At 35.9% G+C, this 14,892-nt stretch carries 12 protein-coding genes, 9 tRNA genes and 2 rRNA genes; all 23 read left to right on the forward strand.

Annotation, left to right across the window (positions count from 1 at the left end):
• Positions 1 to 10: 10 nt before the first annotated feature.
• On the forward strand, positions 11 to 403 hold the full coding sequence (gene divIC / locus AA076_RS02340; RefSeq protein ID WP_000792417.1) for a cell division protein DivIC: 393 nt from the start codon (positions 11 to 13) through the stop codon (positions 401 to 403).
• A 104-nt stretch (positions 404 to 507) separates the two neighbouring features.
• Positions 508 to 909 (forward strand): S1 domain-containing RNA-binding protein, encoded by a 402-nt coding sequence (locus tag AA076_RS02345; RefSeq protein ID WP_000021445.1) that lies wholly within the window; start codon positions 508 to 510, stop codon positions 907 to 909.
• Positions 910 to 1,088: 179 nt separating this feature from the next.
• Positions 1,089 to 2,384, forward strand: a complete 1,296-nt coding sequence (gene tilS, locus AA076_RS02350) for a tRNA lysidine(34) synthetase TilS (protein WP_001176715.1) — start codon at positions 1,089 to 1,091, stop codon at positions 2,382 to 2,384.
• Positions 2,385 to 2,388: 4 nt separating this feature from the next.
• Entirely contained in the window at positions 2,389 to 2,928 is a 540-nt protein-coding gene (gene hpt, locus AA076_RS02355) for a hypoxanthine phosphoribosyltransferase (RefSeq protein WP_000551283.1), read from the forward strand.
• Positions 2,929 to 3,184: 256 nt separating this feature from the next.
• Entirely contained in the window at positions 3,185 to 5,278 is a 2,094-nt protein-coding gene (gene ftsH, locus AA076_RS02360) for an ATP-dependent zinc metalloprotease FtsH (protein ID WP_001167888.1), read from the forward strand.
• A gap of 228 nt (positions 5,279 to 5,506) precedes the next feature.
• The gene (hslO, locus tag AA076_RS02365; protein ID WP_000148605.1) at positions 5,507 to 6,388 is read left to right on the forward strand and encodes an Hsp33 family molecular chaperone HslO; all 882 of its coding nucleotides are present in this window, start codon (positions 5,507 to 5,509) and stop codon (positions 6,386 to 6,388) included.
• Positions 6,389 to 6,566: 178 nt separating this feature from the next.
• Positions 6,567 to 7,499, forward strand: a complete 933-nt coding sequence (gene cysK, locus AA076_RS02370) for a cysteine synthase A (RefSeq protein ID WP_000057594.1) — start codon at positions 6,567 to 6,569, stop codon at positions 7,497 to 7,499.
• A 215-nt stretch (positions 7,500 to 7,714) separates the two neighbouring features.
• Entirely contained in the window at positions 7,715 to 8,518 is an 804-nt protein-coding gene (folP, locus tag AA076_RS02375; RefSeq protein WP_000167924.1) for a dihydropteroate synthase, read from the forward strand.
• Positions 8,496 to 8,861 carry a dihydroneopterin aldolase gene (gene folB / locus AA076_RS02380; RefSeq protein WP_001154302.1) on the forward strand — a complete coding sequence of 122 codons (366 nt, stop codon included), beginning with the start codon at positions 8,496 to 8,498 and terminating at the stop codon, positions 8,859 to 8,861. Before folP ends, folB begins: the two co-directional genes overlap by 23 nt.
• The gene (gene folK / locus AA076_RS02385) at positions 8,858 to 9,334 is read left to right on the forward strand and encodes a 2-amino-4-hydroxy-6-hydroxymethyldihydropteridine diphosphokinase (RefSeq protein WP_000613716.1); all 477 of its coding nucleotides are present in this window, start codon (positions 8,858 to 8,860) and stop codon (positions 9,332 to 9,334) included. Before folB ends, folK begins: the two co-directional genes overlap by 4 nt.
• 393 nt (positions 9,335 to 9,727) lie before the next feature.
• Entirely contained in the window at positions 9,728 to 9,820 is a 93-nt protein-coding gene (locus tag AA076_RS14440) for a hypothetical protein (RefSeq protein WP_001790128.1), read from the forward strand.
• A gap of 52 nt (positions 9,821 to 9,872) precedes the next feature.
• Positions 9,873 to 11,360: a lysine--tRNA ligase gene (gene lysS / locus AA076_RS02395; RefSeq protein ID WP_001288202.1), complete on the forward strand. Its 1,488-nt coding sequence runs from the start codon at positions 9,873 to 9,875 to the stop codon at positions 11,358 to 11,360.
• 557 nt (positions 11,361 to 11,917) lie between these two features.
• Positions 11,918 to 12,032, forward strand: a 5S ribosomal RNA gene (gene rrf, locus AA076_RS02400).
• Positions 12,033 to 12,044: 12 nt separating this feature from the next.
• Positions 12,045 to 12,120, forward strand: a tRNA-Val gene (locus tag AA076_RS02405).
• 16 nt (positions 12,121 to 12,136) lie between these two features.
• Positions 12,137 to 12,212, forward strand: a tRNA-Thr gene (locus AA076_RS02410).
• Between the two features lie 6 nt (positions 12,213 to 12,218).
• A tRNA-Lys gene (locus AA076_RS02415) sits at positions 12,219 to 12,291 on the forward strand.
• Between the two features lie 33 nt (positions 12,292 to 12,324).
• A tRNA-Gly gene (locus AA076_RS02420) sits at positions 12,325 to 12,399 on the forward strand.
• Positions 12,400 to 12,406: 7 nt separating this feature from the next.
• Positions 12,407 to 12,495: transfer RNA gene (locus AA076_RS02425), tRNA-Leu, on the forward strand.
• 5 nt (positions 12,496 to 12,500) lie between these two features.
• A tRNA-Arg gene (locus tag AA076_RS02430) sits at positions 12,501 to 12,577 on the forward strand.
• Between the two features lie 20 nt (positions 12,578 to 12,597).
• Positions 12,598 to 12,671 (forward strand) — tRNA-Pro (locus AA076_RS02435).
• Between the two features lie 23 nt (positions 12,672 to 12,694).
• Positions 12,695 to 12,770 (forward strand) — tRNA-Ala (locus AA076_RS02440).
• 122 nt (positions 12,771 to 12,892) lie between these two features.
• Positions 12,893 to 14,444, forward strand: a 16S ribosomal RNA gene (locus AA076_RS02445).
• Positions 14,445 to 14,538: 94 nt separating this feature from the next.
• Positions 14,539 to 14,615, forward strand: a tRNA-Ile gene (locus AA076_RS02450).
• Positions 14,616 to 14,892 lie beyond the last annotated feature (277 nt).

The raw sequence follows: 14,892 nt of genomic DNA on the forward strand, positions 1-14,892 counted from the left end.
GTGACAAGCAATGAAAAATAAAGTAGAACATATAGAAAATCAGTACACGTCGCAAGAGAACAAGAAAAAACAACGTCAAAAAATGAAAATGCGTGTTGTTCGTAGGCGTATTACAGTATTTGCGGGCGTATTACTTGCGATAATTGTTGTTTTATCAATCTTGCTTGTTGTCCAAAAACATCGCAATGATATTGATGCACAGGAGCGAAAAGCGAAAGAAGCACAGTTTCAAAAGCAACAAAATGAAGAAATTGCGTTAAAAGAAAAGTTGAATAATCTGAATGACAAAGATTACATTGAAAAAATTGCGCGTGATGATTATTACTTAAGCAACAAAGGTGAAGTGATTTTTAGGTTGCCAGAAGACAAAGATTCGTCTAGCTCAAAATCTTCGAAAAAATAAATCCAAATTGATTCAAAATTATCCGAGTATAGACATTGTGAAAAAATCCAAACAAGGATATAATAAGGGAAAATCGAATCAAATCGGGAGGATTTATTTAACATATGTCAATCGAAGTTGGAAATAAGCTTAAAGGTAAAGTCACTGGTATTAAAAAGTTTGGTGCATTCGTAGAATTACCTGAAGGAAAAAGTGGTTTAGTTCACATTAGTGAAGTCGCAGATAATTATGTTGAAAACGTAGAAGAGCACCTTTCTGTTGGTGATGAAGTAGACGTAAAAGTATTATCTATTGCTGATGATGGAAAAATTAGTCTTTCAATTAAGAAAGCTAAAGACCGTCCACGTAGACAACATACGAGTAAACCAAGTCATCAAAAACCAGTGCAAAAAGCCGAAGATTTTGAAAAGAAATTAAGCAATTTCTTAAAAGATAGTGAAGATAAATTAACTTCAATCAAACGTCAAACAGAATCTAGACGCGGTGGCAAAGGTTCAAGACGTTAATTAAAATAAATAAAGACTGTTTCGATAAGGAATATATTTAGAATGATGCGTATCGAATAATCGATTGCAGCGTTAGACAATCTAAGACTGTTTCTTAAATAAGGAGCAGTCTCTTTTATTTGTAATGATATAACTAAGACTTATACCATTTTTGAAAATTGTAAAAGTGAGGTGATGTTATGCAGTTAAATAGTAATGGTTGGCATGTTGATGACCATATTGTTGTCGCTGTTTCTACAGGTATTGATAGTATGTGTTTATTGTATCAACTACTAAATGATTATAAAGATAGTTATAGAAAACTAACATGCTTACATGTCAATCATGGCGTTAGGTCAGCTTCAATTGAGGAAGCCAGATTTTTAGAAGCATACTGCGAACGTCATCACATCGATTTACATATCAAAAAGTTAGATTTGTCGCATAGTCTCGACCGAAATAACAGCATTCAGAATGAAGCTCGAATTAAACGTTACGAATGGTTTGATGAAATGATGAATGTATTAGAAGCGGATGTATTGCTAACGGCGCATCATTTGGACGATCAATTAGAAACTATTATGTATCGTATTTTTAATGGGAAATCAACACGTAATAAACTAGGATTTGATGAGTTATCGAAGCGAAAAGGTTATCAGATTTATCGACCACTTTTAGCTGTCTCTAAAAAAGAAATAAAACAATTCCAAGAGAGATATCATATTCCATATTTTGAAGATGAATCTAATAAAGATAACAAATATGTTAGAAATGATATTCGTAATAGAATTATTCCAGCTATTGATGAAAATAATCAACTTAAAGTATCGCATTTATTAAAATTAAAACAATGGCATGATGAACAATATGATATTTTGCAATATTCAGCTAAACAATTTATTCAAGAATTTGTGAAGTTTGATGAACAGTCAAAATATTTAGAGGTTTCTAGACAAGCTTTTAATAACTTACCAAACTCATTAAAGATGGTTGTGTTGGACTGCCTATTATCAAAGTATTATGAGTTGTTTAATATTAGTGCTAAAACATACGAAGAGTGGTTTAAACAATTTAGTAGTAAGAAAGCACAATTCAGTATTAATCTCACGGATAAATGGATAATTCAAATCGCATATGGTAAATTAATAATAATGGCTAAAAATAATGGCGATACATATTTTAGAGTTCAAACAATTAAAAAGCCAGGTAATTATATTTTTAACAAATATCGATTAGAGATACATTCTAATTTACCAAAATGTTTATTTCCGCTTACAGTGAGAACACGACAAAGTGGCGATACATTTAAACTGAATGGGCGCGATGGTTATAAGAAAGTGAATCGCCTGTTTATAGATTGTAAAGTGCCACAGTGGGTTCGGGATCAAATGCCAATCGTATTGGATAAACAACAGCGCATTATTGCGGTAGGAGATTTATATCAACAACAAACAATAAAAAAATGGATTATAATTAGTAAAAATGGAGATGAATAGCGTTATGCATAATGATTTGAAAGAAGTATTGTTAACTGAAGAAGATATTCAAAATATCTGTAAGGAATTGGGAGCACAATTAACAAAGGATTATCAAGGTAAACCATTAGTATGCGTGGGTATCTTAAAAGGCTCAGCAATGTTTATGTCAGATTTAATTAAACGAATTGATACCCATTTATCAATTGATTTCATGGATGTTTCTAGTTATCACGGAGGCACTGAGTCAACTGGTGAAGTTCAAATCATTAAAGATTTAGGTTCTTCTATTGAAAATAAAGACGTATTAATTATTGAAGATATCTTAGAGACTGGTACTACACTTAAGTCAATTACTGAATTATTACAATCTAGAAAAGTTAATTCATTAGAAATAGTTACTTTATTAGATAAACCAAACCGTCGTAAAGCGGACATTGAAGCTAAGTATGTAGGTAAAAAAATACCAGATGAATTTGTTGTTGGTTACGGTTTAGATTATCGTGAATTATACCGAAACTTACCATATATCGGTACGTTAAAACCTGAAGTGTATTCAAATTAATTTTTTAATCAATTTCAGTTATTATTACTATGCGTTTGAGAAATAATAGTGTAGACTCAAAAATATGAAAAATGTATTTCATATATATTTAATTTTAGACAAGACATATGTCTTGAAAAGTTGAAAAATATAGAGATTGATAAAACTAATACGGGTGTGAATGACATTGATGTTAAGCTCAATTACTAGCTTATAAAACATGTCATATGTTACAATTTTTGTTAGTTTTATTATGGGAAGTAGGAGGAAATGACGCATGCAGAAAGCTTTTCGCAATGTGCTAGTTATCGTAATAATAGGCGTTATTATTTTTGGTCTATTTTCATATTTAAACGGTAATGGAAATATGCCGAAACAGCTTACATATAATCAATTTACTGAGAAGTTGGAAAAAGGTGACCTTAAAACTTTAGAAATCCAACCACAACAAAATGTCTATATGGTAAGTGGTAAAACGAAAAATGATGAAGACTATTCATCAACTATTTTATATAACAACGAAAAAGAATTACAAAAAATTACTGATGCTGCTAAAAAGCAAAACGGTGTAAAATTAACGATTAAAGAAGAAGAAAAACAAAGTGTCTTTGTGAGTATACTTTCAACATTAATTCCAGTTGTAGTCATAGCGTTATTATTTATTTTCTTCCTAAGCCAAGCACAAGGTGGCGGTAGTGGCGGTCGTATGATGAACTTTGGTAAATCTAAAGCAAAAATGTACGATAATAATAAACGTCGTGTTCGTTTCTCTGATGTAGCAGGGGCAGATGAAGAAAAACAAGAATTAATTGAAATTGTTGATTTCTTGAAAGATAATAAAAAATTCAAAGAAATGGGATCTAGGATTCCTAAAGGTGTCTTACTTGTTGGACCTCCAGGTACTGGTAAAACATTACTTGCTAGAGCGGTTGCAGGTGAAGCTGGCGCACCATTCTTCTCTATTAGTGGTTCAGACTTTGTAGAGATGTTTGTTGGTGTTGGTGCGAGCCGTGTTCGTGACTTATTCGATAATGCTAAGAAAAACGCGCCTTGTATCATCTTTATCGATGAGATTGATGCTGTTGGTCGTCAACGTGGTGCAGGTGTTGGTGGCGGTCATGATGAACGTGAACAAACCCTAAACCAATTATTAGTTGAAATGGATGGTTTCGGTGAAAATGAAGGTATCATTATGATAGCTGCTACAAACCGTCCTGATATCCTTGACCCAGCCTTATTACGTCCAGGTCGTTTTGATAGACAAATTCAAGTTGGTCGTCCAGATGTGAAAGGCCGTGAAGCAATTCTTCATGTTCATGCTAAAAACAAACCACTTGATGAAACGGTTGATTTAAAAGCAATTTCACAACGTACACCTGGTTTCTCAGGTGCTGATTTAGAGAACTTATTAAATGAAGCATCTTTAATTGCTGTACGTGAAGGTAAAAAGAAAATTGACATGAGAGATATCGAAGAGGCAACGGATAGAGTTATAGCCGGACCTGCTAAGAAATCTCGAGTTATTTCTAAGAAAGAACGTAATATTGTTGCTCATCACGAAGCTGGTCATACAATTATCGGTATGGTACTTGATGAGGCAGAAGTAGTGCATAAAGTTACTATTGTTCCACGTGGACAAGCAGGTGGTTATGCAATGATGCTACCTAAACAAGATCGTTTCTTAATGACTGAACAAGAGTTATTAGATAAAATCTGTGGTTTACTTGGTGGACGTGTATCAGAAGATATTAACTTTAACGAAGTATCAACAGGTGCTTCAAATGACTTCGAACGTGCAACACAAATCGCACGCTCAATGGTTACGCAATATGGTATGAGTAAAAAATTAGGACCATTACAGTTCGGTCATAGCAATGGTCAAGTATTCTTAGGTAAAGATATGCAAGGTGAGCCTAATTATTCAAGCCAAATCGCATATGAAATTGATAAAGAAGTTCAACGAATCGTTAAAGAACAATACGAACGTTGTAAACAAATTTTATTAGAGCACAAAGAACAATTAATTTTAATTGCTGAAACATTATTAACAGAAGAAACATTAGTTGCTGAACAAATTCAATCATTATTCTACGAAGGTAAATTACCTGAAATTGATTATGATGCAGCTAAAGTTGTTAAAGATGAAGATTCTGAATTTAATGATGGTAAATTCGGTAAATCTTATGAAGAGATTCGTAAAGAGCAATTAGAAGATGGACAACGTGACGAAAGTGAAGATCGTAAAGAAGAAAAAGATATTGCTGAGGATAAAAAAGAAGCTGATAAATCTGATGAAAAAGATGAACCAGCACATCGACAAGCCCCAAATATCGAAAAACCTTACGATCCAAATCACCCAGACAATAAATAATCGATTATATTCAGTACCTCTTTCTATGATAAAGTTATAGAAAGAGGTACTTTTATCGTTTTTGAAAATACGTATTAGATTTTAAGTCGTTGAATTGTTATAGCAGAAAATAATTGTAAAACAAGTTACTTCATTATTTAGAATGATGGGTGTAGAATAAGTACAATTGTTGCATTTTATGAAGTAAAGTAATTTTTTAAATATAGAGTAATAGAGGAGATTGAAATAATGACACACGATTATATTGTTAAAGCATTAGCATTTGATGGAGAGATTAGGGCTTATGCTGCTTTGACAACTGAAACTGTTCAAGAAGCACAAACGAGACATTATACATGGCCGACAGCATCTGCTGCAATGGGAAGAACAATGACAGCAACAGCTATGATGGGCGCAATGTTGAAAGGTGATCAAAAATTAACTGTCACTGTAGATGGCCAAGGACCTATTGGACGAATTATTGCCGATGCAAATGCTAAAGGCGAGGTGCGTGCTTATGTAGACCATCCACAAACTCATTTTCCATTAAATGAGCAAGGTAAACTTGATGTAAGACGAGCGGTAGGGACAAATGGATCTATTATGGTTGTTAAAGACGTTGGAATGAAAGACTATTTCTCTGGAGCAAGTCCAATTGTTTCAGGAGAACTTGGTGAAGATTTTACTTATTATTATGCTACAAGTGAACAAACACCTTCATCGGTAGGTCTTGGTGTATTGGTAAATCCTGATAATACGATTAAAGCAGCAGGAGGATTTATCATTCAAGTTATGCCAGGTGCCAAAGATGAAACAATTTCAAAATTAGAAAAAGCAATTAGTGAAATGACACCAGTTTCTAAATTAATTGAACAAGGATTAACGCCAGAAGGATTACTAAACGAAATCTTAGGTGAAGACCATGTGCAAATTTTAGAGAAAATGCCTGTTCAATTTGAATGTAATTGTAGTCATGAGAAATTTTTAAATGCTATTAAAGGATTGGGCGAGGCTGAGATTCAAAATATGATTAAAGAAGATCATGGTGCTGAAGCAGTATGTCATTTCTGTGGAAATAAATATAAATATACTGAAGAAGAATTAAACGTGTTGCTAGAAAGTTTAGCGTAATTTAATTTAAATCAATACGCTAAAATGTTTATTTTTAGCGGTTTAGTGAAATGTAGAACTAAATAGTTGTATAATCCTTAGTGATTTTGTTTGCTTTCTAGAATTTATTTGATAAAATAATTCTATATCCGATAAATAAACTAAGATTTCAACAACTAACTAAAAAGGAGTGTTCTTAATGGCACAAAAACCAGTAGATAATATTACTCAAATTATTGGCGGTACACCGGTAGTCAAATTGAGAAATGTAGTAGATGACAATGCAGCAGATGTTTATGTAAAATTGGAATATCAAAATCCAGGTGGTTCTGTAAAGGATAGAATTGCTTTAGCAATGATTGAAAAAGCAGAGCGAGAAGGCAAAATTAAACCTGGCGATACAATTGTAGAACCAACAAGTGGTAATACAGGTATCGGTTTAGCATTTGTATGTGCTGCTAAAGGATATAAAGCAGTATTTACTATGCCCGAAACAATGAGCCAAGAGCGTCGTAATTTATTAAAAGCATACGGTGCGGAATTAGTTTTAACGCCTGGATCAGAAGCGATGAAAGGTGCAATTAAAAAAGCTAAAGAATTGAAAGAAGAACATGGTTACTTCGAGCCACAACAATTTGAAAACCCTGCGAACCCTGAAGTTCATGAGTTAACTACAGGTCCTGAGTTATTACAACAATTTGAAGGGAAAACTATCGATGCGTTCCTAGCTGGTGTTGGTACTGGTGGTACGTTATCTGGTGTAGGTAAAGTTCTGAAAAAAGAATATCCTAACATCGAAATTGTTGCTATAGAGCCTGAGGCTTCTCCAGTATTGAGCGGTGGTGAGCCAGGTCCACATAAATTACAAGGTTTAGGTGCTGGATTTATTCCAGGCACTTTGAATACAGAAATCTATGACAGTATTATTAAAGTAGGAAATGATACAGCGATGGAAATGTCTCGTCGAGTTGCTAAAGAGGAAGGTATTTTAGCAGGTATTTCATCAGGTGCTGCGATTTATGCTGCCATTCAAAAAGCAAAAGAATTAGGAAAAGGTAAAACAGTAGTAACAGTATTGCCGAGTAATGGTGAACGCTACTTATCAACACCTTTATATTCATTCGATGACTAATTAATGTCATTTAAAAGAGTGAGTTATCTTTTTGAGATAACTTGCTCTTTTTTTCTACCATGTATATTTTTAAAAATATGAGCGTTAAATTAAACATTTTTCTGATAAAAATATCCAGTGAATGATAAGATAATAAACGTACATACTAATAACTAGTAAATAGCAGGAGTAAATTTTATTAGAGTTAAACAATACATAATTAAAGGGTGGTTAACATGACTAAAACAAAAATTATGGGCATATTAAACGTCACACCTGATTCATTCTCAGATGGTGGAAAATTTAATAATGTTGAATCAGCTATAAATAGAGTGAAAGCCATGATAGATGAAGGTGCTGACATTATAGATGTTGGAGGTGTTTCAACGAGACCCGGTCATGAAATGGTTTCATTAGAAGAAGAGATGAACAGAGTATTACCTGTTGTTGAAGCTATTGTCGGTTTTGATGTAAAAATTTCAGTCGATACATTTCGAAGTGAGGTTGCTGAAGCATGTTTAAAATTAGGCGTTGATATGATTAATGATCAATGGGCGGGTCTGTATGATCATCGTATGTTCCAAATTGTAGCTAAATATGACGCGGAAATTATTTTAATGCATAATGGAAATGGTAATCGTGATGAACCGGTTGTCGAAGAAATGTTAACATCTTTGTTAGCACAAGCACATCAAGCTAAAATAGCTGGTATACCTTCAAATAAAATTTGGCTAGATCCAGGTATAGGTTTCGCTAAAACTAGAAATGAAGAAGCCGAAGTTATGGCAAGACTGGATGAACTTGTTGCAACAGAATATCCAGTTTTATTAGCGACAAGCCGGAAACGTTTCACTAAAGAGATGATGGGTTATGATACAACACCGGTTGAAAGAGATGAAGTAACTGCAGCTACGACTGCATATGGTATTATGAAAGGCGTTAGAGCAGTACGCGTTCATAATGTCGAGTTGAATGCTAAATTAGCTAAAGGTATAGATTTTTTAAAGGAGAATGAAAATGCAAGACACAATCTTTCTTAAAGGTATGCGCTTTTATGGATATCATGGTGCTTTATCAGCTGAAAATGAAATAGGGCAAATTTTCAAAGTGGATGTAACTTTGAAAGTAGACTTAGCTGAAGCTGGGCGTACTGATAATGTTATTGATACAGTTCATTATGGTGAAGTGTTCGAAGAGGTTAAATCAATTATGGAAGGTAAGGCCGTTAATTTACTTGAGCATCTAGCTGAACGTATTGCAAATCGTATAAATTCACAATATAATCGTGTAATGGAAACGAAAGTGAGAATCACTAAAGAAAACCCACCGATTCCGGGTCATTATGATGGAGTAGGTATCGAAATAGTGAGGGAGAATAAATGATTCAAGCATACTTAGGATTAGGTAGTAATATTGGTGATAGAGAAAGCCAGTTAAACGATGCTATAAAGATTTTGAATGAATATGATGGTATTAACGTATCTAATATTTCTCCGATTTATGAAACAGCACCAGTTGGGTATACTGAGCAACCTAACTTTTTAAATTTGTGTGTTGAAATTCAAACAACACTCACAGTATTACAACTGTTGGAATGTTGTTTGAAGACAGAAGAATGTTTACACCGTATTAGAAAGGAACGATGGGGTCCTAGAACTTTAGATGTGGATATTTTGTTGTATGGAGAAGAAATGATAGATTTACCAAAACTGTCGGTGCCACATCCGAGAATGAATGAACGTGCATTTGTTTTAATCCCATTAAATGATATAGCAGCAAATGTCGTAGAACCACGTTCGAAATTGAAAGTGAAAGATTTAGTTTTTGTCGATGACAGTGTAAAGAGATATAAATAATGTATTGTTGAGAACATTCATATTTATTGGGAATAGATTATTGATTATTGGAGATGTTTCCGCATTTTGATTATCTCTAAATGCATTTGATTTCGAATTAGTATATGATGATTTAGTATGTGTTAGAATTAAGTTATTTCATAAAATCAAAGTAAGCAATATTTGATAAATTGCTGTAATTTATTTAGGCTTTTGTTGAAGTTTGTGGAAGATAATTTTTATACATTTACTTAGGGTTGTATTAATGATAATCGTATTTTAAATGAATAAGTAATTCATAAACGAAAACAGAAATTGCTTTATTACATTTACAAGCTCTTGTAAAATTAAAAAAGTGATAAAATTGATGTTATGAATATAAGAAAACATGCCACATCATAACTTTAAGGTGTAATGGTTAATGATAAAGTATTAGAAACATCGAAAGAGATGTATGTTGAGCAAAAATGTCTGATATTTTATAAAACTTTAAAGGAAAATGTTTGAGTGTACCAGTTGGAATACTAAAGGATTACAACAAGTTAAAGGAGAGAAAGTTATGTCAGAAGAAATGAATGACCAAATGTTGGTTCGACGTCAAAAATTACAAGAATTATATGATCTTGGTATAGACCCGTTTGGTTCTAAATTTGACCGTTCAGGTTTATCTAGTGATTTGAAAGAAGAGTGGGACCAGTATTCTAAAGAAGAATTGGTAGAAAAAGAAGCGGATAGTCATGTCGCTATAGCTGGACGATTAATGACTAAGCGTGGTAAAGGTAAAGCAGGATTTGCACACGTTCAGGACTTAGCTGGACAAATTCAAATTTACGTTCGTAAAGATCAAGTTGGCGATGACGAATTTGATTTATGGAAAAATGCTGATTTAGGCGATATCGTTGGTGTTGAAGGTGTAATGTTCAAAACAAATACTGGCGAATTATCGGTTAAAGCGAAGAAATTCACGCTACTAACTAAATCATTGCGACCATTACCGGATAAATTCCACGGTTTACAGGATATTGAACAGAGATATCGTCAAAGATATTTAGATTTAATTACGAACGAAGATAGCACTCGTACATTTATTAATCGTAGTAAAATCATTCAAGAAATGCGTAATTATTTAAATAATAAAGGTTTCTTGGAAGTAGAAACACCTATGATGCACCAAATTGCTGGTGGAGCAGCTGCTAGACCATTTGTAACACATCATAATGCATTAGATGCAACGTTATACATGCGTATTGCTATTGAGTTGCATTTAAAACGTTTAATTGTCGGTGGACTTGAAAAAGTATATGAAATTGGTAGAGTATTCCGTAATGAAGGTGTATCAACTAGACATAACCCTGAATTCACAATGATTGAATTATATGAAGCATATGCAGATTATCATGACATTATGGATTTAACAGAATCTATGGTGAGACATATTGCCAATGAAGTGTTAGGTTCTGCAAAAGTACAATACAATGGGGAAACGATTGATTTAGAATCTGCTTGGACTCGTTTGCATATTGTTGATGCTGTAAAAGAAGCTACTGGTGTAGATTTTTATGAAGTTAAAAGTGATGAAGAAGCTAAAGCTTTAGCTAAAGAACATGGTATTGAAATTAAAGATACAATGAAATATGGTCATATTTTAAATGAATTCTTTGAGCAAAAAGTTGAAGAAACACTTATTCAGCCAACGTTTATCTATGGTCATCCGACTGAAATTTCACCTTTAGCGAAGAAAAATCCTGAAGATCCTAGATTTACTGATCGTTTCGAATTGTTCATTGTAGGTAGAGAGCATGCAAATGCATTTACTGAATTAAATGATCCTATTGATCAAAAAGGTCGTTTTGAAGCGCAACTTGTTGAAAAAGCGCAAGGTAATGATGAAGCGCATGAAATGGATGAAGATTACATTGAAGCGTTAGAATATGGTATGCCTCCGACAGGTGGTCTTGGTATCGGTATTGACAGATTGGTTATGTTATTAACTGACTCTCCATCAATCAGAGACGTATTATTATTCCCTTATATGAGACAAAAATAAATGACGTTGATTGTTAGTAAGAGCTCTCGTGTATACAACATGTGTATGCGAGGGCTTTCTTAATTATGGTAATTAGTTCGTGTTTGAATGTTTTTGATAGTAATAGTTAACGATAGTGGTGCTATTTTTGACTGTTAAACAAGGTAGTTGGCTGATAGATGAAAATGACGATACGTATATAGAGTAGTTCGGATGAGAAATGTTAACGATAGACATTGAGATATCTTATAACAAAAATTGCTATATTAGTATAATTTATCTTAATCAGCTATAAAAGTACTTTAAAATTGTATAGAATGTGTATGGTTTTGTACATATGTGTATGATAGAATACTAAAAGTGTTATGAATTAGAGGGCACGAGAAATGTCAGTTTTGAAGAATAAAAAAGTTGATTAAAAGTGTTGACTTTATCAATTGAATGAAGTAATATATAAAAGTCGTCAAAAACAGACGAAACACACTAAAAGCTGATGTGACAAAGTTTACATCAAAGTGTAAAATTAACTATTGCACCTTATTAATTAAGCGTGTATCATGAATAAGTAAGTTATTTTGTCTGGTGACTATAGCAAGGAGGTCACACCTGTTCCCATGCCGAACACAGAAGTTAAGCTCCTTAGCGTCGATGGTAGTCGAACTTACGTTCCGCTAGAGTAGAACGTTGCCAGGCAAATGACAAATCGGAGAATTAGCTCAGCTGGGAGAGCATCTGCCTTACAAGCAGAGGGTCGGCGGTTCGAACCCGTCATTCTCCACCATTTATTCTTAGATATAGCCGGCCTAGCTCAATTGGTAGAGCAACTGACTTGTAATCAGTAGGTTGGGGGTTCAAGTCCTCTGGCCGGCACCATCTTTTGAGCCATTAGCTCAGCTGGTAGAGCATCTGACTTTTAATCAGAGGGTCAGAGGTTCGAATCCTCTATGGCTCATTACGATTTAATTTTTATATTTAGCAAAATAATGCAGAAGTAGTTCAGCGGTAGAATACAACCTTGCCAAGGTTGGGGTCGCGGGTTCGAATCCCGTCTTCTGCTCCATTATTTTGCCGGGGTGGCGGAACTGGCAGACGCACAGGACTTAAAATCCTGCGGTGAGAGATCACCGTACCGGTTCGATTCCGGTCCTCGGCACCATTTTAGCGCCCGTAGCTCAATTGGATAGAGCGTTTGACTACGGATCAAGAGGTTATGGGTTCGACTCCTATCGGGCGCGCCATTTTTAAATTAATTGAATAACGGGAAGTAGCTCAGCTTGGTAGAGCACTTGGTTTGGGACCAAGGGGTCGCAGGTTCGAATCCTGTCTTCCCGATTACTTCTTAAATTCCATTTTATGGGGGCTTAGCTCAGCTGGGAGAGCGCCTGCTTTGCACGCAGGAGGTCAGCGGTTCGATCCCGCTAGTCTCCACCATTTATTTTTTACACGATGAACATTGAAAACTGAATGACAATATGTCAACGTTAATTCCAAAAAACGTAACTATAAGTTACAAACATTATTTAGTATTTATGAGCTAATCAAACATCATAATTTTTATGGAGAGTTTGATCCTGGCTCAGGATGAACGCTGGCGGCGTGCCTAATACATGCAAGTCGAGCGAACGGACGAGAAGCTTGCTTCTCTGATGTTAGCGGCGGACGGGTGAGTAACACGTGGATAACCTACCTATAAGACTGGGATAACTTCGGGAAACCGGAGCTAATACCGGATAATATTTTGAACCGCATGGTTCAAAAGTGAAAGACGGTCTTGCTGTCACTTATAGATGGATCCGCGCTGCATTAGCTAGTTGGTAAGGTAACGGCTTACCAAGGCAACGATGCATAGCCGACCTGAGAGGGTGATCGGCCACACTGGAACTGAGACACGGTCCAGACTCCTACGGGAGGCAGCAGTAGGGAATCTTCCGCAATGGGCGAAAGCCTGACGGAGCAACGCCGCGTGAGTGATGAAGGTCTTCGGATCGTAAAACTCTGTTATTAGGGAAGAACATATGTGTAAGTAACTGTGCACATCTTGACGGTACCTAATCAGAAAGCCACGGCTAACTACGTGCCAGCAGCCGCGGTAATACGTAGGTGGCAAGCGTTATCCGGAATTATTGGGCGTAAAGCGCGCGTAGGCGGTTTTTTAAGTCTGATGTGAAAGCCCACGGCTCAACCGTGGAGGGTCATTGGAAACTGGAAAACTTGAGTGCAGAAGAGGAAAGTGGAATTCCATGTGTAGCGGTGAAATGCGCAGAGATATGGAGGAACACCAGTGGCGAAGGCGACTTTCTGGTCTGTAACTGACGCTGATGTGCGAAAGCGTGGGGATCAAACAGGATTAGATACCCTGGTAGTCCACGCCGTAAACGATGAGTGCTAAGTGTTAGGGGGTTTCCGCCCCTTAGTGCTGCAGCTAACGCATTAAGCACTCCGCCTGGGGAGTACGACCGCAAGGTTGAAACTCAAAGGAATTGACGGGGACCCGCACAAGCGGTGGAGCATGTGGTTTAATTCGAAGCAACGCGAAGAACCTTACCAAATCTTGACATCCTTTGACAACTCTAGAGATAGAGCCTTCCCCTTCGGGGGACAAAGTGACAGGTGGTGCATGGTTGTCGTCAGCTCGTGTCGTGAGATGTTGGGTTAAGTCCCGCAACGAGCGCAACCCTTAAGCTTAGTTGCCATCATTAAGTTGGGCACTCTAAGTTGACTGCCGGTGACAAACCGGAGGAAGGTGGGGATGACGTCAAATCATCATGCCCCTTATGATTTGGGCTACACACGTGCTACAATGGACAATACAAAGGGCAGCGAAACCGCGAGGTCAAGCAAATCCCATAAAGTTGTTCTCAGTTCGGATTGTAGTCTGCAACTCGACTACATGAAGCTGGAATCGCTAGTAATCGTAGATCAGCATGCTACGGTGAATACGTTCCCGGGTCTTGTACACACCGCCCGTCACACCACGAGAGTTTGTAACACCCGAAGCCGGTGGAGTAACCTTTTAGGAGCTAGCCGTCGAAGGTGGGACAAATGATTGGGGTGAAGTCGTAACAAGGTAGCCGTATCGGAAGGTGCGGCTGGATCACCTCCTTTCTAAGGATATATTCGGAACATCTTCTTCAGAAGATGCGGAATAACGTGACATATTGTATTCAGTTTTGAATGTTTATTTAACATTCAAAAAAATGGGCCTATAGCTCAGCTGGTTAGAGCGCACGCCTGATAAGCGTGAGGTCGGTGGTTCGAGTCCACTTAGGCCCACCATTATTTGTACATTGAAAACTAGATAAGTAAGTAAAATATAGATTTTACCAAGCAAAACCGAGTGAATAAAGAGTTTTAAATAAGCTTGAATTCATAAGAAATAATCGCTAGTGTTCGAAAGAACACTCACAAGATTAATAACGCGTTTAAATCTTTTTATAAAAGAAAACGTTTAGCAGACAATGAGTTAAATTATTTTAAAGCAGAGTTTACTTATGTAAATGAGCATTTAAAATAATGAAAACGAAGCCGTATGTGAGCGTTTGACTTATAAAAA

Origin of the sequence: Staphylococcus aureus, from assembly GCF_001027105.1 — a bacterium.
GTDB classification, from domain to species: domain Bacteria; phylum Bacillota; class Bacilli; order Staphylococcales; family Staphylococcaceae; genus Staphylococcus; species Staphylococcus aureus.

Bases quoted from the DNA above. Each gene is read 5' to 3' on its own strand.
- divIC (WP_000792417.1), top strand. From the start codon at position 11: ATGAAAAATAAAGTAGAACATATAGAAAATCAGTACACGTCGCAAGAG.
- AA076_RS02345 (WP_000021445.1), top strand. From the start codon at position 508: ATGTCAATCGAAGTTGGAAATAAGCTTAAAGGTAAAGTCACTGGTATT.
- tilS (WP_001176715.1), top strand. From the start codon at position 1,089: ATGCAGTTAAATAGTAATGGTTGGCATGTTGATGACCATATTGTTGTC.
- hpt (WP_000551283.1), top strand. From the start codon at position 2,389: ATGCATAATGATTTGAAAGAAGTATTGTTAACTGAAGAAGATATTCAA.
- ftsH (WP_001167888.1), top strand. From the start codon at position 3,185: ATGCAGAAAGCTTTTCGCAATGTGCTAGTTATCGTAATAATAGGCGTT.
- hslO (WP_000148605.1), top strand. From the start codon at position 5,507: ATGACACACGATTATATTGTTAAAGCATTAGCATTTGATGGAGAGATT.
- cysK (WP_000057594.1), top strand. From the start codon at position 6,567: ATGGCACAAAAACCAGTAGATAATATTACTCAAATTATTGGCGGTACA.
- folP (WP_000167924.1), top strand. From the start codon at position 7,715: ATGACTAAAACAAAAATTATGGGCATATTAAACGTCACACCTGATTCA.
- folB (WP_001154302.1), top strand. From the start codon at position 8,496: ATGCAAGACACAATCTTTCTTAAAGGTATGCGCTTTTATGGATATCAT.
- folK (WP_000613716.1), top strand. From the start codon at position 8,858: ATGATTCAAGCATACTTAGGATTAGGTAGTAATATTGGTGATAGAGAA.
- AA076_RS14440 (WP_001790128.1), top strand. From the start codon at position 9,728: ATGGTTAATGATAAAGTATTAGAAACATCGAAAGAGATGTATGTTGAG.
- lysS (WP_001288202.1), top strand. From the start codon at position 9,873: ATGTCAGAAGAAATGAATGACCAAATGTTGGTTCGACGTCAAAAATTA.